The organism is Bradyrhizobium altum (genome assembly GCF_020889705.1).
GTDB classification, from domain to species: Bacteria; Pseudomonadota; Alphaproteobacteria; order Rhizobiales; family Xanthobacteraceae; genus Bradyrhizobium; species Bradyrhizobium altum.
The window spans coordinates 1-18,995 of the sequence record NZ_JACMYP010000078.1 but is presented as its reverse complement, the minus strand read 5'-3'; the positions used below and the strand labels follow the sequence as shown (position 1 = coordinate 18,995).

The window sequence follows — 18,995 nt, the reverse complement described above, 5'->3', positions numbered from 1 at the left end:
TTATGACTGAATCGAACCCAACCCGCCCCAAGCTTGCCGAAACCGTCATCGAGCCGACGGTCAAGCTGCGCGAGGTCAAGGTCGGCCGATGCTGCGAAGTCCTCGGCGACACCGCGATCGAATACACCGAGCTCGGCGATTACTCCTACCTCGGCAGCGGTTGCATCGTCGCCGACGCCCAGATCGGCCGGTTCTGCGCGATCGCGGCGCAAGTCCGGATCGGCGCGCCCAATCATCCGATCGAGCGTCCCTCGCAGCACCGCTTCACCTACTGCCCTGAATACTACTCGGCCTCCGCCGAGCGCGATCATGGCTTCTTCAGCGATCGGCGCGCCGACCGCGTCGTGATCGGCAACGACGTCTGGATCGGCCATGGCGTGATCGTGCTGCCCGGCGTCACCGTCGGAGACGGCGCGGTGCTGGCGGCCGGTGCGGTGGTCTCGCGCGATGTCGCGCCCTACACCATCGTCGGCGGCGTGCCGGCCCGGCCGATCAAGGAGCGGTTCAACCGCAAGATCGCGGCCGAGCTGTCGCAGATCGCCTGGTGGAACTGGCCGGCTGAGACCATCTGGGAGCGGCTACCGGAATTCCAGTCCGGCGACGTCGAGGCGTTCTGCGCACGGTGGAAAACGTGAGCTAACTCCGCAACCCCGGCGCTTCCTGTCCGGTGCGCGCGACGTATTCGGTGTAGCCGCCGCCATATTGGTGGATGCCATCAGGCGTCAGCTCCAGCACGCGGTTGGAGAGCGCGGCGAGGAAGTGCCGGTCGTGGGACACGAACAGCATCGTGCCCTCGAACTCGGAGAGCGCGGATATCAGCATTTCCTTGGTGGCGAGATCGAGATGGTTGGTCGGCTCGTCCAGCACCAGGAAGTTCGGCGGATCGAACAGCATCTTGGCCATGACGAGCCGCGCCTTCTCGCCGCCCGAGAGCACCCGGCACTTCTTCTCGACATCGTCACCCGAAAAGCCGAAGCAGCCGGCGAGCGCGCGCAACGAGCCTTGCCCGGCCTGCGGAAATTGGTCCTCCAGCGACTGGAACACGGTGCGCTCGCCGTCGAGCAGGTCCATCGCGTGCTGGGCGAAATAGCCCATCTTGACGCTGCCGCCGACCGCGACCGCGCCGTCGTCGGGCTCGGTTGAACCGGCAACCAGCTTCAGCAGCGTCGACTTGCCGGCGCCGTTGATGCCCATCACGCACCAGCGCTCCCGGCGGCGGATCATGAAGTCGAGCCCGTCATAGATGCGCTTGCTGCCATAAGCCTTGTGGACGTTCTTCAGGCTGACGACGTCCTCACCCGAACGCGGCGCCGGCTGGAATTCGAATGCCACGGTCTGCCGCCGCCGCGGCGGCTCGACCCGCTCGATCTTGTCGAGCTTCTTGACCCGGCTCTGCACCTGGGCAGCATGCGAGGCCCGCGCCTTGAAGCGCTCGATGAACTTGATCTCCTTGGCGAGCATCGCCTGCTGCCGCTCGAACTGCGCCTGCTGCTGCTTGTCGGAGAGCGCGCGCTGCTGTTCGTAGAATTCGTAATTGCCGGAATAGGTGGTGAGCTGGCCGCCGTCGATCTCGACCACCTTGTTGATGATGCGGTTGATGAACTCGCGGTCATGCGAGGTCATCAGCAGCGCGCCTTCATAGCCCTTCAGGAACTGCTCCAGCCAGATCAGGCTTTCAAGATCGAGATGGTTGCTCGGCTCGTCGAGCAGCATGACGTCGGGACGCATCAGGAGAATACGCGCCAGCGCGACGCGCATCTTCCAGCCGCCGGAGAGTTTGCCGACGTCGCCGTCCATCATCTCCTGGCTGAAGCCGAGACCGGACAGCGCCTCGCGCGCGCGGCCGTCGAGCGCGTAGCCGTCGAGCTCCTCGAACTGATGCTGCACCTCGCCATAGCGCGCGATGATGTCGTCCATCTCATCGGCCTTGTCGGGGTCGGCCATCGCGGCCTCGAGTTCCCGAAGCTCGGCTGCCACCACGCTGACGGGTCCCGCCCCGTCCATCACCTCGGCGACTGCGCTGCGGCCGGACATTTCGCCGACATCCTGGCTGAAATAGCCGATCGAGATGCCGCGATCGAGCGAGACCTGGCCTTCATCGGGGATTTCCCGGCCCGAGATCATCCGGAACAGCGTGGTCTTGCCGGCGCCGTTCGGGCCGACAAGGCCGATCTTCTCGCCCTTCTGGAGCGCCGCGGAGGCTTCGATGAAGAGGATCTGGTGGCCGACTTGCTTGGAGACGTTATCGAGGCGGATCATGCTCTCATACTGGGAACTGAGGGTTTGCGGCCTCTTATTCGATCTGGGACGTGGGTGGAAGCCCATTCCTTGGGGTTTCGCGCCGTGCTCCATGCATGCCACGAACGTTGCCGATCGAATATGACATGAAATACTTCAGCGACCGGTTTGGGGCGTCACATGCAAGTCTGGTTTCTCTATCTGCTCGCGCTCGGCGCCGGCATCGCCGTGGCTGTTCAACAGGTCCTGAACGGCAACCTACGGTCCGCCCTGAACTCGCCGGCCTGGGCCGGGCTCGTCAGCTATCTCGGCGGTTTCGTGACGATGGCGGTCGTGCTGGTCGCGACGCGAGAGCCGGTGCCGTCCTGGAAACTGGTATCGGCTGTGCCATGGTGGGCCTGGAGCGGCGGCATCCTCGGCGGCGTATTCATCCTCCTGATGATCCTGCTGCTGCCGTCGCTCGGCGCCACGACCTTGCTGGCGCTGGTGGTCGCGGGTCAGATGACCGCAGGCATCGCGATGGACCATTTTGGCGTGTTCGGGCTGGCGCAGCATCCGGTATCGATTTCACGACTGGCCGGCATCGCGCTGATCATCGGCGGCGTGCTCCTGATCAAGGATTGAGGCGATCGACAAGCCGGTCGATGCGATTGATTCCCTGAATGAGAAAGCTCCGCTGAATCCGGCGTCGAATGACGTTATGACGCAAGCACCCGGGTAGTCTCCGGGTGTGGACACCCGCCGATTCGTCGCTTAGCTGTAAGCACCCGCCGTCGTCGTGTCGCGTGATGCGGGACCGACCACCCCTGTTCATTTGCGTCAAAAGAATTGCGCATCCCGCCAGCGTCGAGAGGCCGCATCCCGGGCTTCGGCGTGAGTCGGAGGTTGCGAGGAGCACAACATGACCCATCGTTTCCGTTTGGTCGTCGCTGCGCTAGCATTGCTGCTCGGCAGCGGTGGCGCGGCGCCGGCCCAGTCGCTGCCCGACTACATGGCGCCGATCTCGGGCAAGACCACCTCCACGCCGGCCGATGTCGCGACCAAGGACGTGCTGGCGCTCAACACCGGCATGTTTGAGCTCTATGGCGATGCGGCGCGGATCTTCCAGAAGAACATCCTCGACAAGCATCCGGTCATCCTTGGCCTGTTCTCCGGCGCCGGCGGCCGCCTGATCCTGTACCGGCCGGGCAAGCCGCCGACCGAAGCGCCGCAGGTGCCGGTCGTCTATCAGCTGCTCAAGTCGGTCGGCCACAGCACGATGGCGATGGCCGAGGTGGTCGGCCCCTATGTCGACAATCCCGACGACAAGGCGTGGCGCGGGTCGATGCAGGCCTATCGCAGCCGGATGCAGTCGGCGCTCGACGGGCTCGATGCCACGCCAATGCAGGCGGACTGGCGCGACAACAACCGCGCCATCCTCAAGAACAACATCGCCTTCATGGATGAATGCCTCACCGCCGGCGCGATCCCCTTCGCGACGCTCGAGGCATTCGGCAAGAAGCAGGCGCCGCTGCTCGCCAGGAACGTCGCCTGGGCCGCGCAGACCCAGGTCGCGCACTGGATGACCGTCATGGCCGACTGGAAGACCCAGCTCGGCGCCGACTGGGACAAGACCTATGGCGCGAGCAACACGATCTATGTCGCGCGGCAGAACAACGTGATCTTCAGCGTGCTGGCGCAGTTCTTCGGGCCTGACGCCATCAACAGCCGCCTGATGCTGATCGAGACGATCTCCTTCACCACCACGCCGTCGGACATGCTGGAGTCGCTGACCCGGATCATCGCCGACCGCTCGGTGGGCGCGCTGTTCTTCGGCAGCTACCATTTGATGGACTACGAACTGATGGGGGGCGATGCGCGCGAGGCGATCATCGCCGAGACCAAGAAGCGCGGCATGACGACCTTCCTGCCGCCGCTGGTGCCGTTCGGTTCCAAGCAATGGCCGACCCTGATCACCCCGGGTCCGGGACCGGCCACCATCGCCGACCTCAAGTGAGGCCAGATCTACAAGTGAGAAGGCTACGACCTATTGCGGCATTGCGATTGCGCTCGCTTTGCCGCAACACTGAAACGTGTATTTTGCCAATTCATAAACCGCGGCGCGATACGCCGCCGAAGCGTTGATGAGAGATCAGACCATGCGGCCCTCGCGACGCGACTTCGTGAAGTGGTTGTCGGCAGGCGGCATCTCGGTCAGCCTGTCGCATCTGGCGCTTGCGAAGGAACCGGCCTTCGCGACCCGCGAGACGCTTCCCGGGCGCGGCCACTTCAATCCGGCGGCCAAGGGCGCCGGCCGCGTCGACGGGGTGGCAAAGGTCACCGGCGCAAAGCTCTACGCCTCCGACTTTCGCGCCGCCGACATGCCGGGCTGGCCTGCGACCACCTCGCACGCCATCCTGGTCCGGGCCAACGACGCCACGCATGTCTATGCCGGCATGGACCTCGCCCGGCTCGATGGTCCGGCGAAGCCCTCGGTCGTCGTGACGTCGGCCGATCTCGACCGGATCGGCACGCGGGTGCCGGAGTTCTACACCGGCGATCTGTTCTGCCCGGTCGGCACGACCCCGCTCTATCTCGGACAGCCGGTCGCGCTGCTGATCTTCGAGCAGTTCGACGCCTTCGACCGGGCACGCCTCGCGCTGCGCGATGTCGGCTTCGTCAAATTCGGCGACGAGACCGGCCCGGTGATCCTGCCGAACTACGGCGCCTATCGCTTCACGCGCGTCGCCGGCGCCACGCCAGAGGCGCCCGACGTCTATTCGCCGATCCAGGCCGGCTGGGTTTCGCCGAGCCGCATCCAGAACGCGGCGCTGCCGGTCTGGCTGCCGCTCGCCAAGGAGACCAAGGCCGACTACGCCAAGGCCGCGATCCATGGCGAAGCGATCCGCGCCCAGCTTGGCATGGACGATCCGTCGCAACTCGTGCTCGACCGCGAGTTCGAGACCCAGTCGGTCGATCCGATGTTCCTCGAGCCGGAAAGCGGGCTCGCCTGGTACAGCGACAACAGTGAAAATCTCGAACTGGTGCTCGGCGTGCAGTCGCCCTATGAGGCGACCGAGTCGATCGCCTTCATGCTCGGCAAGGCCCGCCCGCCCTTCCGCCCCTCGCACATCAACGCGCAGTTCGCCCATGTCGGCGGCGGCTTCGGCGGCCGCGATCACACCCCGTTCGTGCTTTACGTGGCGCTGGCGGCGATGTTCTTCCCGGGACGGCCGGTGCGCCTGGCGCACGACCGCTACCAGCAATTCCAGGGCGGCATCAAACGCCACCCGATCAAGATGCGCTCGCGGATCGGCATCGATCGCACCAGCGGCAAGATCACGGCATTCGCCGCAGACCATGTGCTCGACGGCGGCGGGCTCGCCAACTTCTCCGCCAACGTCGCGACCGTCGCCGCCACCGCGGCGATCGGCATCTACGACATCCCGAAGGTCGACGTCACCACCGTGGCGCTGCATTCGCGCGGCGTCACCGCGGGCTCGATGCGCGGCTACGGCACGCTGCAAACCATGACCGCGCTCGAAGTGCTGATCGACGAGGCGGCGAGCGAGCTCAAGGTCGATCCGATCGCGTTTCGCCGCAACAATGCGCTGAAGCAGAACGGCCGGACCATGACCGGCAATCCCTACATCGTGTCGGTGCGCACACCCGACATCCTCGACAAGCTCGAAAAGCATCTGATCTGGCAGCAGCGCGCCGCGTTCAAGCAGAAGGCATCGGAAGGACAGCTGGTCGGCACCGGCGTCGCATGCGTCACCAAGGATTACGGCGCGGGCGCGGATTGCTCGCTCGGCCGGGTCGAGATCGATCCCGAGGGACGGATCGCGATCTTCTGCGATCACGTCGAGATGGGCAACGGCATCGGCACGGCGCTTGCCAACCGCGTTGCCGGCCATCTCGGCGCCATCGCCGACGAGGTCGCCGTCTCCCGGGTCGACAGTTACGACGCGCTCGGGCTCGTGACGTCGGGCGATCCCTACACGATGGATCAGAAGACCCAGGATCTCGCCGAGAAGAATCCGCGCTGGGTCCCCGCGATCAGCTCGGCGACGAGCGCGTCGATCGGCGCCCATGTCGGCACGCACTCCTCGGCCGAGGCGGCGCGCGTCATCTTCCGCTTCGGCCTGTGGCCGGCCGCGCTCGAGCTCTGGCACATCGGCAAAGCCGATCCGCGCGCCCGGCAATGGGACAAAGCGCGCTGGAACGATGGCCAGCTCGTGCTCGACGATCTCGCGCCGCTGCCGTTGCCAAAGCTTGCCGCGACCGCGCATGCGCGCGGCTTCGTCACCGGCGCGGTGGCGCACAGCTTCTCGCGCTGGGCCTGGTCGCGCGCGCGCTTCCCGCTGTTCGGCGAGCAGTACCGCGCCGAGATCGACGCACTGGCGATCAGGCGCGGCCGCGGCCGATTCGAACGGATCGACCGCGTCAGCGTGAAATTCCCGCCGACCGACAACAACCGGATCGGCACTGCCTATACCTCGATGTGCGGCACGCTGGTCCGTGTCGAGATCGAACGCGCGACCGGCATCTTGCGCATCGCCAAGGCCTACAGCGTGTTCGAATGCGGCCAAGCGCTCGTGCCTGAAGTGGTGCTTGGCCAGTCGCATGGCGGTTTTGCCATGGGCGTCGGCTACGCGCTGCTCGAAACCCTGCCGCCGTTCGAAGCCGGGCCCGGCAACGGGCAGTGGAATCTCGGCCAATACCTGATCGCGCGCGGCTCCGACCTGCCGCTGCATGATCTCGAGATCGAGATGCTGCCGCCGCTGACGCCGGACGAACCGCCGAAGGGCATGGCCGAGGTGGTGATGATCCCGATCGTGCCGGCGCTGCTCAACGCCATCAACGATGCCACCGGCCACCGCTTCCGCTCGTTGCCGGTAACATCGAGCCTGCTCAAGGGAGCGCTTGCGTGACGACGCTCAACCTCACCATCAACGGCCGGAAGCACGGCCCGATCGAGGTCCGCGACGACCTCTCGATGAACGATTTCCTTCGGGAAATGCTCGGCATGACCGGCACCAAGTTCGGCTGCGGCGCCGCGCAATGCCTGAGCTGCGCTGTCATCATCGATAACCCTGACGGCACGAGCTACACCAGCCCGACCTGCGTGGTGCCGGCGGCCAATTTCGACGGCATGGCGATCCGCACCGTCGAGGGCCACGCCAAGGACGGCGAGCTCTCGGCGTTGCAGCGCGCTTTCATCGACCACTTCGCGTTCCAGTGCGGCTATTGCACGGCCGGCTTCCTCAACGAGGGCCAGGTGCTGCTCGAACGGCTGGCGAAAACGCCGGTGGCGCGGGACCAGCTCGAGACAATCATCGCTGAAGCGCTCGACGGCCATCTGTGCCGCTGCACCGGCTACATCAAGTATCATCAGGCGGTGCGCGACGTGATCCTCGCCGATTCCAAACGCTATCTGACGGCCAGCAAGTGAGCCCGCGAGCGATGACATCGGAAACGCGGTTTCGGATCATGGCAGTGCTGACCGCGCTCGCGACCAGCCTGTGCGCCGGCTATGCGGCGTCGGAGAGCGCAAGCCACGCCCTCGCCTCGCCGGAAAGCTTTGCCGGAATCGAGAATGTCGAACAACGCTCCGCGGCGATCTTCACCGAGCTCGGCAAGGTGCTCACCCATCCGCGCTGCACCAATTGCCATCCCACCGGCGACAGCCCGCGGCAGGGCGACATCAGCCGCATGCACCAGCCACCGGTCACGCGCGGCGCCGATGGCCATGGCACCAACGCGATGCGCTGTTCGATCTGCCACCAGCACGCCAATTTCGATCCCGGTCGGGTGCCGGGTCACCCGGAATGGCACCTCGCGCCGCGCGAGATGGCGTGGGCCAGCAAGACCATCGGCGAGATCTGCGAGCAAATCCGCGACCCCGCGCGCAATGGCGGCCGCAAGGTCGAGGATCTGATCGAGCATATCGGCAAGGACACGCTGGTCGGCTGGGCCTGGCATCCCGGCTTCGGCCGCTCGCCGGCACCCGGCACGCAAGCAGAGGCCGGCGCCTTGGTCGAAGCCTGGGTCAAGACCGGCGCAGCCTGCCCCGCGCCCTAGCCGCAACGTCCGAACTAGTGGTGCTTGAAGTACTGCACGTCGCGCTCGTGCTTCTCTGCTGCCGCGCGCGACTTGAAGGTGCCGAGATTGCGGCGCTTGCCGGTCTTCGGATTGACCTTACGGGAATACAGCCGGTACTCGCCGGAACGCAGCTTGCGGATCATGACAATCGCCTCGCCGATGCCTTTCGCACGTCAACGACATGCGAGCGCGAGCGTTCCTAGAGCTTCGGTTCTGAGTGAATCAGAACCGAAGCTCTAAATTCTTGTTTGACGCGTTTTCTTCACGTAAACCGGTGTCCACTTCGCTCGAAAACGCTTTAGAAGCAGAGGTTGGTCACGGCATTGCCGCGCTTGTCCTTGATCACGTACGGACAGCGGGCGCGCTCCAGCGCCTTCTTGGCATCCTCATCGCCGAGCGCTGCCGCCCGTTCGTAATAGGCTTTTGCCGCATCGCTATCCTTCGGACCGCCGCGGCCGGCCTGCGCGAAGGCGCCCATCCGCTCCAGCGCGCCCGGATGGTTCTGCGCAGCAGCCTTCTCGAACAACGCCCGCGCGCCGGCATCGTCCTGCGCGCCGCCCTTGCCTTCGGCCAGCATCATGCCGAGCTGGTACTGCGCCTCCGCATTGGTCTCGGCAGACTTGGCGAGCAATTCGCGCGCGCGTGCCGGGTCGGACGCGACGCTGCCGCCGAGGGCGGCGAGATTGCTGACGCCGCGCGCGTTGCCGGCCTGCGCCGCGCGCTCGAACAATTTGCGCGCCTGCGCCTCGTCCCTGGCGACGCCGGTGCCATTGCCGTAGAGCACACCGAGCTCGACCATCGCCGATGTCGAGCCCTTGTCGGCCGCCTTGCGCCAGGCCGACATTGCTTCCGCCGTCTGCCGGTTGGCCGCATAGGCGCGGCCGAGCTCGTACATCGCGCGGCGCGACGATTTTGCCGCCACCGCGCAATACTTGATCGCGGTCGCGATATCCGCCGACGCAATTTCGGGCACGCCCTTCACGTCAGCCGGCTTGTCGGGATCGGTGGGATCGGCGGCAAGCCGGTCGCACAGCACGAGGTCGGCCGATTGCGCGTGGGCTAGCAAAGGTGCGGCCAGCGCCACGGCAAGGACGATTGCAGGGAGAGGTCTGAACATGACTGGCAGGTTGCGTCTCGGTGTGGACAAATTCAAGGCTCGAGCCCGGTCCCGCGCAGCACCGGCGCGACATCGGCCGACGCGAGGTACCGCAGCAGATGATCGGCGGCCGCGGCGCGTTGTGAGGCGACCATGCGGCCCGCGGAAAACACCGCCGGCGTCTGCAAGCCTAAGGGGATTGGCCCGACGATTTCGATGCCATCGATCTGCATCAACTCGCTGATCTGCTGGATCGCAAGATCGGCTTCGCCGCTGACGAGCTTTTCCGCGGTGAAGCCTGCCGGAATGACCACCGCACGGGCGTTGATCGCCTCGGCAATGCCGAGACGCGCGATCAGCTGCGCGAACAGGATGCCGCTGGCGCCGAGCCGCGAATAGGCCACCGCCCGCGCGCCGAGCAGCGCCGCACGCAATGCGGCTTCGCTCGCGATGTCGGGATGCGCAGCGCCCGCCCTCACGGCGACGCCGACATAGGAGCGCGCGAGATCGACAGCACTTTCCCGCGCAACGCGGCCCTCGCCGGTCATCTCGTCGAGACCCTCGCGGGTCAGGATCACGAGGTCGGCGGCCTCGCCGCCGCGCAGGCGTTCGAGCAGCGCCAGCGTCGGCGCGAAGTCGGCATCGATCCGCACGCCGCTCGCCGCCTGGTAAGCCGCAGCAAGACGCGCGACCACGCCCTTCAGCGCCAGCGTCGAGAGCACGCGAACCGAATTGTCCATGCCGCTTACGCCCGCCGCATCAGCTTGAGCGCGCCCTTGAGGCGAAGGCTGCGCTTGCCGGCGAGCGCCGTCGCTTCGAGCACGGCGCCTTCCGCGTCGCAGGTGCCCGCAAAGCCGATGCCGACCTCATGGCCGCCGAAGACCGGGTTCTCGCCCATCGCCGAGGTGTGCTCCTGATTGAGGATCTGCCCCTTCCAGCGGCCTTTCTCGGAGGTGTAGGTGCCGAGATAATAGAAGAACGCATCGCCGCCAAGGATGCGGCCGTTGTTCAGCAGCATCACGCCGGTGAGGCTGCCGTCGACACCGTCAAGCAGCTGGATGTGGATCGAATAGAGCCCGTTGATGATGCCGCCCTCGCCGACCCCGCCTGCGATCGGGACTTCGTCCTCGGTGATCGGCGTCATCACCGACTGGAACGGCACGCCGGGCAATTCCTTCAGCTCGCCTTTGAAACGATAGAACTCGCCATCGGGCCCGCCCCTGGCGATGAGCGTCGCGTCATCGGTGCCGGCCATCGCGCGGTAATTCGGATCGGGGTTGTGGCGGACGGTCTGGATCTCGACCGCGACCTCGTCGCCGGCCTTCTGATAGGTGCCGATATGGGCGAAGGCCGAGTTGCCGCCGAGCATCTTACCGTCGCCGACATACATCACGCTGCGGCCAACGGCGCCGCCCAGCTCGAACCGGACCTTGTAAAACCCTTCAAACAAGCGCCGTGTCCCCGGCAGCCAAGATACAACCGTTGTCTAGCGCGGTTCATAACGCAGTGAAACCGCTTTCGGCGGCAAGCCCGCCGCAAAGACTGCCGTTAAAAAGCAAAGGTCCGCCAAGGCAGGCGCCCTGGCGGACCCGATTGCGGTATCGGATGGCTCCATCCGGGTCCGACAGCTGCTTAGGCCGCGGCCATTAAGCCGCAGCCATTTAAGCCGCAGCCTTGGCGCCGGTCGGAACCTCGGAGATCGTCTTCAGGATCTGCGAAGCGATCTGGTAGGGGTCGCCTTGCGAGTTCGGGCGGCGGTCTTCCAGATAGCCCTTGTAGCCATTGTTGACGAAGGAGTGCGGCACGCGGATCGAGGCACCACGGTCAGCCACGCCATAGCTGAACTTGTTCCACGGCGCGGTCTCGTGCTTGCCGGTCAGACGCTTGTCGTTGTCCGGCCCGTAGACGGCGATGTGATCCATCAGGTTCTTGTCGAAGGCCTTCATCAGGCTCTCGAAGTACTCCTTGCCGCCGACTTCGCGCATGTACTTGGTCGAGAAGTTGGCGTGCATGCCCGAGCCGTTCCAGTCGGTGTCGCCGAGCGGCTTGCAATGGAATTCGATATCGATGCCGTAGCTCTCGGTGAGGCGCAGCATCAGATAGCGGGCCATCCACATCTGGTCGGCCGCGGTCTTGGAGCCCTTGCCGAAGATCTGGAATTCCCACTGGCCCTTCGCCACTTCGGCGTTGATGCCTTCATGGTTGATGCCGGCGGCGAGGCAGAGATTGAGATGCTCTTCGACGATCTTGCGGGCGACGCTGCCGACGTTCTTGTAGCCGACGCCGGTGTAGTACGGGCCCTGCGGCGCCGGATAACCCTCTTCCGGGAAGCCGAGCGGACGGCCGTCCTTGTAGAAGAAGTATTCCTGCTCGAAGCCGAACCAGGCGCCTTCGTCATCCAGAACGGTGGCGCGCTTGTTCGAGACATGCGGCGTCTTGCCGTCGGGCATCATGACTTCGCACATCACCAGCACGCCGTTCTCGCGCGCAGCGTCGGGATAGCAGGCAACCGGCTTCAGCACGCAGTCAGAGCTGTGGCCTTCAGCCTGCTGGGTGGACGAACCGTCAAAGCCCCACAGCGGGAGCTGTTCGAGGGTCGGGAACGACGCGAATTCCTTGATCTGCGTCTTACCGCGCAGGCTCGGCGTCGGCGTATATCCGTCGAGCCAGATATACTCGAGCTTGTACTTGGTCATTGAACCTCTCTGTTGATGATGCAAAACCGTGAGGAACCGAAAGCCAGTCGGCCGCCGCACGCGTACCCGGCCACCATCGGCCGGCTCTCACTAAGCAATTAAAATGCCAGTCGCTGCACTGCGGCACCCGCCGGGCCCGCGGATGTCCACAGCGGACATCGCATTTTTAGCTGCGACAAAGCAGCGCAGCTGGCATGCGTCACGGTCAGCCAAAATCTTCTCTAAGCGCCCTCCGCCGCTCGTTTCTGCAGCAAATTCAGCTACGGCGTCGGCCGCCGATTAATGCGGCGGCATGGCCATGTGACAGTTTGTGTCCAACCATCGGGCGCCGAGCAACCATCGGCTCGGCCCAAGCGTTGGTCAGCTGCATCCTGCCTCGCAGGATGCAAACCGGAATTTGCACACGAATTAGACAGCAAATGACCGTTTCTTGGTCAACTTGCACCCTGCCGGACCCGGGCCGATATCAAAATGACGGTAACGACACACGAATGAGTCGGGCGCACCATGGAGGCTCGCTCCGGCCATAGGAGACTTTGAGATGATTACGACGGGCCAAAATCAGGGATCGGCAACGATCTATCAATTCCCGGCTGGGGGCCGCGCGGCTCTCGGCGGACGCCGCTACGGCGAGATGCGGACGGCGCGCGAGCTGGCCACTGAGGTCGCGACCTCGGCCTGCAGCGAGAGCTGGTACCATCAGGCGGCCATCGACGATGCCAAACCGAGCCGCGATCACTGATGCCGACGCAACGCAAAGGCGTAAAACGTCAGACAGCAGCAGGGCAATAGGAAAGGGTCGGAACGAAGCGTTTCGGCCCTTTTTCATGCCAGCTCGCAGGCCGTCACCGGCCGCTTCGCATGCCGGAGCCTGGTCAGTCCGGCCCGGGTGATCTCAAGCGTGACACCGCTGCCTCTGTAGCGCGTGCCCGTCAGCGACAGCCGCTTCGTCAATGTCACCGCCTTGCCGTCGAGTTGCAGATGCGCGCTGGTGTCCCCGTTGAAGAATGCGGCAATGAATTGCGTGCCATCGGCACAGTGATAATTCCGGAAGGCGGATTGCGCCGGCGCTGCCGAGGAACCAAAAATCTCGAAAAGAATTGCGCCGACGAGAATGGCGCCTCCGCGATAAGTCATATTCTCCCCCCGAGAGGCCGGTTATAGACCTGTCTGCGCCGACACTCCTGCGCCAGGACTTCTGCGCCAAGATTCCTGTGCCAAGACCTCATCAGCTGCAACAGGCCCGCCCGATGTCAGAAGCCCCTGCCCGTCACCTCAACCTCGCCGGCGCCAGCAATTTTCGCGACCTTGGCGGCTACCAGACGCGTGACGGCCGGACGGTGCGCTGGCGGCAGATCTTCCGCTCCAACCATCTTGCGCATCTCACCGAGCAGGACGTCACCGTGGTGCGCGGCCTCGGCGTCAAGAGCGCATTCGATTTCCGCGGCGTCGCCGAGCGCGCCGAGGCGCTGTGCAGCATGGCCGACGTCACCGTGCATTCACTCCCCGTCGAGCCGACGGTGGTTGCTTCGCTGCGAGCGATCGCCAGCCAACGTCAGCTCCTGGAAGCCGACGCGATCGATGTGATGCGGGATTCCTACCGCGGCTATGTGCAGGACAACACGCCGCGCTATCGCACGCTGTTCGCCCATCTGCTCGAGGACCGCGCCCCGCTGGTGATCCACTGCACCGCCGGCAAGGATCGCACCGGTTTTGCCTGCGCGCTGATCCTGCACGCGCTCGGCGTGTCCGATCAGGTGATCGCGGACGACTATCTCCTGACCAACCGGTTCTACAAGCGCGACCCGGCCCACAGCACCGAGCTGCCTGATGACGTCAAGCAGGTGCTCGGCACCGTCCGCGCGGCGTTTCTCGAGGCGGCGTTCGAGGCGATCGATGCCGACTATGGCGGCCTCGACAGCTATTTCCGCGAAGGCCTCGGGCTCGGCCAGGCCGAGCGCAAGGCGCTTGAAGGCCGCTATCTGCAGGCCTGATCAATTTACGCGAGAGCGTTATCGAGTGGACACCGGTTCGCGTGAAGAAAATGCGACCAGACAGAAAAAAGCTCAGGCCGCCTCGAGCTCAAGCTCCGCGTCGAGATCGGCGATCACATCCTCGAACGCCGAGATCGCCTGCTGGATCGCCGCGATCTGCATCAACTCCCAGCTGCCCACTGGTCCGTTGCGGTTTTGCAGCGCCACCACGAGATCGCGCCGCTGCTCCTTAAGCTGAACGAGCGGTAAACCGTGATCCGGAAGATTTCCCATTCGCATAACCCCTACCTTGGCTAGAGTTCCGCTTCTAGGCAAAGGGTTCTGAAAACGACTTACGGAAGTGCCGCAAATTTTATCCAACTGGCCCACCTCCGTAGTCTTACGTAGTCAGGACGACGTGCTCGCGCTGCGTGCAACCGCATCGTTGATCGCACCGAGCAACGCTTGAGTGATACAATCGGTCGCCCACTCGCTCGTATGGAGATGCTCCTGTGCACCATCGTCGAGTTCGGAGAGCGGTATTCCGGCATCGACCCATTGCTTCATCAGCGCAAAGCGGCGGAACAGGTTGACTTTCCTGCTTGCAGCGACGTCGGCGATCATTGGCATGAACTGGTTGGCGAGCTTGAGCACGTCTGGCGCGCCGATGATTGCCTGGGTGTATTGCGAATCCATCACCACGACGTCCAGCGGCAGCCCGGCGAGCACATCGAGTCCTGCCCCGAATGTCGCTTGCACCTGATCGAAGTTGTAGTTCCTGTACACGGCGTTGGTGCCGACCTGCCAAATCACCATCACCGGCGCTTCAGCGATGACATCGGACTCGATGCGCGAGAACTCTTCCGGCGCCTCCTGCCCGCCGATGCCTCGGTTGACGATGTCGATCATCCGGCCGAAGGACTGCTTCTGGCTTCGCCATAAGATCTCCAGCCGTGGTGGAAATGGGAGAATTTTATCGGCTCCCGCGGTCGACGATGATCCGAGGGCAACGATCTTGACCTTCCGGTCGCGCTTGAGCGCTTGCGTAAGATGCGGCAATCCGTAGCTGAACTTGACGAGTTCGAGATGAGTTTCACAGGCCCTCGGTGTCGGCATCGCAAACATCCTTGAGGTGAATGAATTGATGAATGCGCGCAGTAGGAGACGAAATTGGCGGCATTGCAAATGAAATCCGCCTGATCATAGTGGGCAGCAACCTGTTGCTGATACGGAGACCGCCATGAACGGAAAAGCCATCGTCATCACCGGCGCGCTTGGCGCGCTTGGCAAGGTGGTCGCCGAAGAAGCCCTGGCGCGCGGCGCGCGTGTTGCCGGCATCGATCATGCGGCCTCGCAACTTGCCGCGACGGCCGATCGTATCGAGCTCGGCGGTGTCGATCTCACCGACACCGCGCAGGCGACGGCTGCGATCGACAAGGCGGCGGCGCATTTCGGCCGACTCGACGGGCTAATCAACATCGCAGGCGGCTTCACCTTCGAAGCGGTGAGCGACGGCGATCCCGCGACCTGGCAGCGCATGTATGCGATGAACGTGATGACCGCCTTCAACACGTCGCACGCCGCCATTCCGCACCTCACCAAATCGGGCGCCGGACGGATCATCAATATCGGCGCACTCGGCGCCTTGCAGGCCGCCTCCGGCATGGGGCCCTATGCAGCATCAAAAGCCGGTGTGCACCGCCTCACCGAGTCGCTCGCCGCCGAGCTCAAGGGCAAGGTCACGGTCAATGCCGTGCTACCCTCGATCATCGACACCGCAGCCAATCGCGCCGCGATGCCAAAGGCCGATATCTCCAAATGGGTGACGCCGAAGGAACTCGCCGATGTTATCCTGTTCCTCGCCAGCGACGCCGCGAGCGCCGTCACCGGCGCGCTGCTGCCGGTCAATGGACGGGTTTAGTCAGCAACCAGCAGCCGCAGCTTCGACCTGAAGCGGATGCTCTGCTTGCCGGCGAGCGCCATGCCGTCGCCCTCGGCGGTCTCGTCGGTGTAGGTGCCGGTAAAGCCGATCGTGACCACCTTGCGTTCCCACACCGGGCGCTCGCCATAGGTCGGCGAATGCTCCTCGTTGGTGACCTCGCCCTTCCACTTGCCATCGGCCGCTGTGTAGCTGCCATGGGCGAAGAAGAACGAGTCACCGCCGCGCATCTGGCCGTCGCGCAGCACCATGACGCCCTGGTTGCCGCCAGAAACGCCATCGAGAAATTCGACGGTGATATGATAGAGCCCGTTCCGGATCATGAGGATGGTTGCGCCTTGTCCCGGCCCAATAATAGCCGCCTGGCCGCGCTTTGGGCAAATTCCATGCGCCTCAGCGGGCACAATTCCGCGCTATGCTGGCACCTGAGTCGCGGCCGGATGCCGCAGGAGCCTGCCTGTTGGAAACCGCGCTTTATCTGCCCGTCAAACGCTTCCTCGAAAAGCTCGGCTTCACGGTGAAGGGCGAGATCGGCGGCTGCGACCTCGTGGCGCTGAGCGGTGGCGATCCGCCTGTCGTGGTGGTCGGTGAGCTGAAGCTCGCCTTCAATCTCGAACTGATCCTGCAGGCGGTCGATCGCGCCGCCGCCGCCGACGAGGTGTGGATCGCGGCCAAGGTTTCGGCCCGCGGCAAGGGCCGCGAGAGCGACGCGCGGTATCGCAATCTGTGCCGGCGGCTCGGCTTCGGCATGCTCGGCGTCACCGACCGCGGCGACGTCGAGGTGCTGGTGCCGCCGCCGACTGCGGCACCGCGCCGCAATCCGAAGAAGCGCTTGCGCCTGATCACCGAGCACCGGAAGCGCAAGGGCGATCCAGCCATGGGCGGATCGACGCGCGCGCCGATCATGACCGCCTACCGGCAGCAGGCGCTGGCCTGCGCCTGTGCGCTGTCGGATGGGCCCCGGCGGGTGCGCGACCTCCGCGCCGAGATTCCCGACGCCGGCAAGATCCTGCAGCATAATGTCTACGGCTGGTTCGATCGCGCCGAGCGCGGCATCTATGTGCTGACCGATGCCGGCCGTGCCGCGCTGAAGCGCTGGCCGCAGCAACCGATCAATGCGTCAGGGGCGGAAGCCGCCCCGTAACGGACTGGGGGAGATCATGATTGTCGTCACCGGCAGCGTCACCGCCCGCCCCGACTCGTTCGACGAGGTGCGGCGGTTGAGCCTCGAACATGTCCATCGCTCGCGCACCGAGCCCGGCTGCATCTCCCACGCGGTCCAGGTCGACTGCGAGAATCCGCTCAGGCTGGTGTTTTTCGAGCAATGGGTGGACCGCGCCGCGCTGGCGGCGCATTTCGCGGTCCCCGCCTCACGCGATTTCGTCCGCTCCCTGCAATCTCTTGCGGCCGCTGCGACCACCATCGAACTTTATGACGCTCACAAGATTGAGAGACTCTAGCTGCATGGCTGGATTGCCATCTCATATTCATATTGCAATGCAACATTGGGGACCTTACGTATCTCCCGCGATTCAAAGATGAGGCGGCGATGAGCGGAGACTGGAATACCAAGTATGGCACCCGGCGCGTGCGGCACGACCCGCCGACGCTGGAGGAGGCAATCTTCGCCGCCATCGGCATCACCGATGACGTCGAGGCCCAGGCCGAGATCGCGTCGTCGCTGATGGGGCTGCCCTATGAAGAAGTGCTGGCCGAGGTGAAGAAGACCGCGCGCGTCAGCGCCCGCACCGGCACGGCAACCCGCGTGATCGCCGGCGAACAGGGCGCACAGCGCTCGGTCGTGGTCGAGCGCCGCGTGGTCCGCCGTCTCGCGCCCGCCAAGCGCACCGGCACCTGAAAAACAACATCCGGTTACTCAAAGAAAGAGGGCAATCCGCTGAGCGGATTGCCCTTTTTACGTTTGATCGCGAACCGGTGTCCACTTCGCTTGGAAGCGCTATCGGCTCAGGCGGCCCGGCCCCAGCCGGACATCTGCATCACCATTCGCCAGTAGGCGCGGTTCATGTCGACGATCGCGCGTGCGGCCTCGACCGGCGTAACCGGTGCAGCGACCGGTGCGGGTTCGCCCTGGTGCTGTTCGGTCAGGTCGATGCTGCCCGTGGACTCACCGTGACGGAAGGTCAGTTGCGCACCGAACTTGGTGGCGAGCGCACGCATCGCGTCGTTCTGCGCGCCGGTGGTGATGCGCAGGCTGCCGTAGCCCTTGGCATGCGCCTCGGCGATCAGCTTGCGGAACAACGTGCTGCCGACGCCCTTGCGCCGCACCGACCGCTCCACGCTGAAGGCGATCTCGGGTTGCGCATCCGGTGACTGCTCCGGCGGATGCAGTTCGGCCGCGCCGCGGACCACGCCATCCTCGAAATACGCGATAATGACCGTGCCGTCGTTGGCGCAGCGCTCGGCGTAGCGGCGGATGAAGCTGTCGTCGATGAAGCCATGAAAACGATCATGGCGGCTGGTACGATCCAGTCGCAACAGGTGATCGCGCAGCAGAGGAAGCTCCTCCTGCTGGCTCAACGTCCGCACGGTGCCCTTGGCGGAGGTCGGACGGATGGAATCATAGTTCATTTCATAACTCCTCTTGGTAGCCCTCGAGGAGGCGTCGAGTCCCTAGCAACTCCTATATTGTGCGACGCACAATATAATTCAAGTGTCTAGATTCATTTAAGTAAACAATGATGTGATCGAGAAATCACATCATCGCCCCATCATAGTACCAGTTGCGTTTGCGTGACGACCGCGACCAGTTTGCCGTCCTCGGTCTCCAGCCTGGTCTGCCAGACCTGGGTCCGCCGGCCCCGATGGACCGGGGTCGCCGTAGCGATCACCGTGGTCCCTTCCTTCGCCCCGCCGATGAAGTTGGTCTTGCTCTCCAGCGTCGTGGTGCCCTTGGCGTCCTCAGGCAGGTTGATCACGGTGGCGGCGGCACCGACCGAGTCCGCGAAGGC

24 protein-coding genes are annotated in these 18,995 nt (G+C 64.6%); 12 read left to right on the top strand and 12 right to left on the bottom strand.

Annotated features, from left to right (window positions below):
• The first annotated feature begins 2 nt into the window (after nucleotides 1–2).
• Nucleotides 3–635: a DapH/DapD/GlmU-related protein gene (locus H8B02_RS20200; RefSeq protein WP_229167836.1), complete on the top strand. Its 633-nt coding sequence runs from the start codon at nucleotides 3–5 to the stop codon at nucleotides 633–635.
• 1 nt (nucleotide 636) lies between these two features.
• On the opposite strand, the gene H8B02_RS20195 is transcribed toward H8B02_RS20200, so the two are convergent.
• On the bottom strand, nucleotides 637–2,259 hold the full coding sequence (locus H8B02_RS20195; protein WP_229167835.1) for an ABC-F family ATP-binding cassette domain-containing protein: 1,623 nt from the start codon (nucleotides 2,257–2,259) through the stop codon (nucleotides 637–639).
• A gap of 159 nt (nucleotides 2,260–2,418) precedes the next feature.
• Between H8B02_RS20195 and H8B02_RS20190 the strand changes: the two genes are divergently transcribed.
• From H8B02_RS20190 to H8B02_RS20170, 5 genes are all read left to right on the top strand, one after another.
• Nucleotides 2,419–2,862, top strand: a complete 444-nt coding sequence (locus tag H8B02_RS20190; protein ID WP_229167834.1) for a DMT family transporter — start codon at nucleotides 2,419–2,421, stop codon at nucleotides 2,860–2,862.
• Nucleotides 2,863–3,139: 277 nt separating this feature from the next.
• Nucleotides 3,140–4,234 (top strand): hypothetical protein, encoded by a 1,095-nt coding sequence (locus H8B02_RS20185; protein WP_229167833.1) that lies wholly within the window; start codon nucleotides 3,140–3,142, stop codon nucleotides 4,232–4,234.
• A gap of 142 nt (nucleotides 4,235–4,376) precedes the next feature.
• Nucleotides 4,377–7,151, top strand: coding sequence for a xanthine dehydrogenase family protein molybdopterin-binding subunit (locus tag H8B02_RS20180; RefSeq protein ID WP_229167851.1), 2,775 nt, complete (start codon nucleotides 4,377–4,379; stop codon nucleotides 7,149–7,151).
• Nucleotides 7,148–7,672 (top strand): (2Fe-2S)-binding protein, encoded by a 525-nt coding sequence (locus H8B02_RS20175; protein ID WP_229167832.1) that lies wholly within the window; start codon nucleotides 7,148–7,150, stop codon nucleotides 7,670–7,672. Before H8B02_RS20180 ends, H8B02_RS20175 begins: the two co-directional genes overlap by 4 nt.
• A gap of 11 nt (nucleotides 7,673–7,683) precedes the next feature.
• On the top strand, nucleotides 7,684–8,301 hold the full coding sequence (locus H8B02_RS20170; RefSeq protein WP_312001060.1) for an Isoquinoline 1-oxidoreductase subunit: 618 nt from the start codon (nucleotides 7,684–7,686) through the stop codon (nucleotides 8,299–8,301).
• A gap of 14 nt (nucleotides 8,302–8,315) precedes the next feature.
• Here the strand turns inward: H8B02_RS20170 and H8B02_RS20165 are convergent, their stop codons facing one another.
• The 5 genes from H8B02_RS20165 to H8B02_RS20145 form a co-directional block, all read right to left on the bottom strand.
• A complete protein-coding gene (locus tag H8B02_RS20165) occupies nucleotides 8,316–8,465 on the bottom strand; it encodes a hypothetical protein (protein WP_229167830.1) in 150 nt (49 codons plus the stop codon).
• 155 nt (nucleotides 8,466–8,620) lie between these two features.
• Nucleotides 8,621–9,439 (bottom strand): tetratricopeptide repeat protein, encoded by an 819-nt coding sequence (locus H8B02_RS20160; protein ID WP_229167829.1) that lies wholly within the window; start codon nucleotides 9,437–9,439, stop codon nucleotides 8,621–8,623.
• Between the two features lie 32 nt (nucleotides 9,440–9,471).
• Complete coding sequence (locus tag H8B02_RS20155) at nucleotides 9,472–10,158, bottom strand: substrate-binding domain-containing protein (protein WP_229167828.1); 687 nt, start codon at nucleotides 10,156–10,158, stop codon at nucleotides 9,472–9,474.
• Nucleotides 10,159–10,163: 5 nt separating this feature from the next.
• Nucleotides 10,164–10,868 carry a hypothetical protein gene (locus tag H8B02_RS20150; protein ID WP_229167827.1) on the bottom strand — a complete coding sequence of 235 codons (705 nt, stop codon included), beginning with the start codon at nucleotides 10,866–10,868 and terminating at the stop codon, nucleotides 10,164–10,166.
• 211 nt (nucleotides 10,869–11,079) lie between these two features.
• A complete protein-coding gene (locus H8B02_RS20145) occupies nucleotides 11,080–12,114 on the bottom strand; it encodes a glutamine synthetase beta-grasp domain-containing protein (RefSeq protein ID WP_024581543.1) in 1,035 nt (344 codons plus the stop codon).
• A 541-nt stretch (nucleotides 12,115–12,655) separates the two neighbouring features.
• Here H8B02_RS20145 and H8B02_RS20140 point away from each other — a divergent pair.
• A complete protein-coding gene (locus H8B02_RS20140) occupies nucleotides 12,656–12,856 on the top strand; it encodes a DUF2735 domain-containing protein (protein WP_229167826.1) in 201 nt (66 codons plus the stop codon).
• Between the two features lie 83 nt (nucleotides 12,857–12,939).
• Here the strand turns inward: H8B02_RS20140 and H8B02_RS20135 are convergent, their stop codons facing one another.
• Nucleotides 12,940–13,251: an MliC family protein gene (locus H8B02_RS20135; RefSeq protein ID WP_229167825.1), complete on the bottom strand. Its 312-nt coding sequence runs from the start codon at nucleotides 13,249–13,251 to the stop codon at nucleotides 12,940–12,942.
• 113 nt (nucleotides 13,252–13,364) lie between these two features.
• Between H8B02_RS20135 and H8B02_RS20130 the strand changes: the two genes are divergently transcribed.
• Complete coding sequence (locus H8B02_RS20130) at nucleotides 13,365–14,108, top strand: tyrosine-protein phosphatase (RefSeq protein WP_229167824.1); 744 nt, start codon at nucleotides 13,365–13,367, stop codon at nucleotides 14,106–14,108.
• Between the two features lie 72 nt (nucleotides 14,109–14,180).
• On the opposite strand, the gene H8B02_RS20125 is transcribed toward H8B02_RS20130, so the two are convergent.
• Both H8B02_RS20125 and H8B02_RS20120 read right to left on the bottom strand, forming a co-directional pair.
• On the bottom strand, nucleotides 14,181–14,381 hold the full coding sequence (locus H8B02_RS20125; protein ID WP_229167823.1) for a hypothetical protein: 201 nt from the start codon (nucleotides 14,379–14,381) through the stop codon (nucleotides 14,181–14,183).
• Nucleotides 14,382–14,495: 114 nt separating this feature from the next.
• Nucleotides 14,496–15,203 (bottom strand): SGNH/GDSL hydrolase family protein, encoded by a 708-nt coding sequence (locus H8B02_RS20120; RefSeq protein ID WP_229167822.1) that lies wholly within the window; start codon nucleotides 15,201–15,203, stop codon nucleotides 14,496–14,498.
• Between the two features lie 124 nt (nucleotides 15,204–15,327).
• Between H8B02_RS20120 and fabG the strand changes: the two genes are divergently transcribed.
• Entirely contained in the window at nucleotides 15,328–16,008 is a 681-nt protein-coding gene (fabG, locus tag H8B02_RS20115) for a 3-oxoacyl-ACP reductase FabG (RefSeq protein ID WP_212317641.1), read from the top strand.
• Here fabG and H8B02_RS20110 read toward each other — a convergent pair.
• Nucleotides 16,005–16,349, bottom strand: a complete 345-nt coding sequence (locus H8B02_RS20110; protein WP_092113555.1) for a GrlR family regulatory protein — start codon at nucleotides 16,347–16,349, stop codon at nucleotides 16,005–16,007. The two genes, fabG and H8B02_RS20110, sit on opposite strands and share 4 nt — an antisense overlap.
• Nucleotides 16,350–16,486: 137 nt before the next feature.
• Here H8B02_RS20110 and H8B02_RS20105 point away from each other — a divergent pair, with 137 nt between their 5' ends.
• From H8B02_RS20105 to H8B02_RS20095, 3 genes are all read left to right on the top strand, one after another.
• Nucleotides 16,487–17,170, top strand: a complete 684-nt coding sequence (locus H8B02_RS20105; RefSeq protein WP_229167821.1) for a DUF2161 domain-containing phosphodiesterase — start codon at nucleotides 16,487–16,489, stop codon at nucleotides 17,168–17,170.
• Nucleotides 17,171–17,186: 16 nt separating this feature from the next.
• Entirely contained in the window at nucleotides 17,187–17,486 is a 300-nt protein-coding gene (locus H8B02_RS20100) for a putative quinol monooxygenase (RefSeq protein WP_229167820.1), read from the top strand.
• A gap of 89 nt (nucleotides 17,487–17,575) precedes the next feature.
• The gene (locus H8B02_RS20095; RefSeq protein WP_050401418.1) at nucleotides 17,576–17,884 is read left to right on the top strand and encodes a hypothetical protein; all 309 of its coding nucleotides are present in this window, start codon (nucleotides 17,576–17,578) and stop codon (nucleotides 17,882–17,884) included.
• Between the two features lie 107 nt (nucleotides 17,885–17,991).
• Here H8B02_RS20095 and H8B02_RS20090 read toward each other — a convergent pair whose 3' ends face one another.
• Both H8B02_RS20090 and H8B02_RS20085 read right to left on the bottom strand, forming a co-directional pair.
• Nucleotides 17,992–18,615, bottom strand: coding sequence for a GNAT family N-acetyltransferase (locus tag H8B02_RS20090; RefSeq protein ID WP_229167819.1), 624 nt, complete (start codon nucleotides 18,613–18,615; stop codon nucleotides 17,992–17,994).
• Between the two features lie 140 nt (nucleotides 18,616–18,755).
• On the bottom strand, nucleotides 18,756–18,995 hold a 240-nt coding region (locus tag H8B02_RS20085; protein ID WP_229167818.1), incomplete at its 5' end, for a PaaI family thioesterase.

What these genes read in the sequence shown, in the direction of transcription:
- H8B02_RS20190 (WP_229167834.1), top strand. Translation starts at nt 2,419, where the DNA reads ATGCAAGTCTGGTTTCTCTATCTGCTCGCGCTCGGCGCCGGCATCGCC.
- H8B02_RS20125 (WP_229167823.1), bottom strand. Translation starts at nt 14,381, where the DNA reads ATGGGAAATCTTCCGGATCACGGTTTACCGCTCGTTCAGCTTAAGGAG.
- H8B02_RS20170 (WP_312001060.1), top strand. Translation starts at nt 7,684, where the DNA reads ATGACATCGGAAACGCGGTTTCGGATCATGGCAGTGCTGACCGCGCTC.
- H8B02_RS20135 (WP_229167825.1), bottom strand. Translation starts at nt 13,251, where the DNA reads ATGACTTATCGCGGAGGCGCCATTCTCGTCGGCGCAATTCTTTTCGAG.
- H8B02_RS20140 (WP_229167826.1), top strand. Translation starts at nt 12,656, where the DNA reads ATGATTACGACGGGCCAAAATCAGGGATCGGCAACGATCTATCAATTC.
- H8B02_RS20130 (WP_229167824.1), top strand. Translation starts at nt 13,365, where the DNA reads ATGTCAGAAGCCCCTGCCCGTCACCTCAACCTCGCCGGCGCCAGCAAT.
- H8B02_RS20095 (WP_050401418.1), top strand. Translation starts at nt 17,576, where the DNA reads ATGAGCGGAGACTGGAATACCAAGTATGGCACCCGGCGCGTGCGGCAC.
- H8B02_RS20145 (WP_024581543.1), bottom strand. Translation starts at nt 12,114, where the DNA reads ATGACCAAGTACAAGCTCGAGTATATCTGGCTCGACGGATATACGCCG.
- H8B02_RS20155 (WP_229167828.1), bottom strand. Translation starts at nt 10,158, where the DNA reads ATGGACAATTCGGTTCGCGTGCTCTCGACGCTGGCGCTGAAGGGCGTG.
- fabG (WP_212317641.1), top strand. Translation starts at nt 15,328, where the DNA reads ATGAACGGAAAAGCCATCGTCATCACCGGCGCGCTTGGCGCGCTTGGC.
- H8B02_RS20090 (WP_229167819.1), bottom strand. Translation starts at nt 18,615, where the DNA reads ATGAACTATGATTCCATCCGTCCGACCTCCGCCAAGGGCACCGTGCGG.
- H8B02_RS20180 (WP_229167851.1), top strand. Translation starts at nt 4,377, where the DNA reads ATGCGGCCCTCGCGACGCGACTTCGTGAAGTGGTTGTCGGCAGGCGGC.
- H8B02_RS20200 (WP_229167836.1), top strand. Translation starts at nt 3, where the DNA reads ATGACTGAATCGAACCCAACCCGCCCCAAGCTTGCCGAAACCGTCATC.
- H8B02_RS20100 (WP_229167820.1), top strand. Translation starts at nt 17,187, where the DNA reads ATGATTGTCGTCACCGGCAGCGTCACCGCCCGCCCCGACTCGTTCGAC.
- H8B02_RS20165 (WP_229167830.1), bottom strand. Translation starts at nt 8,465, where the DNA reads ATGATCCGCAAGCTGCGTTCCGGCGAGTACCGGCTGTATTCCCGTAAG.
- H8B02_RS20160 (WP_229167829.1), bottom strand. Translation starts at nt 9,439, where the DNA reads ATGTTCAGACCTCTCCCTGCAATCGTCCTTGCCGTGGCGCTGGCCGCA.
- H8B02_RS20120 (WP_229167822.1), bottom strand. Translation starts at nt 15,203, where the DNA reads ATGCCGACACCGAGGGCCTGTGAAACTCATCTCGAACTCGTCAAGTTC.
- H8B02_RS20185 (WP_229167833.1), top strand. Translation starts at nt 3,140, where the DNA reads ATGACCCATCGTTTCCGTTTGGTCGTCGCTGCGCTAGCATTGCTGCTC.
- H8B02_RS20195 (WP_229167835.1), bottom strand. Translation starts at nt 2,259, where the DNA reads ATGATCCGCCTCGATAACGTCTCCAAGCAAGTCGGCCACCAGATCCTC.
- H8B02_RS20110 (WP_092113555.1), bottom strand. Translation starts at nt 16,349, where the DNA reads ATGATCCGGAACGGGCTCTATCATATCACCGTCGAATTTCTCGATGGC.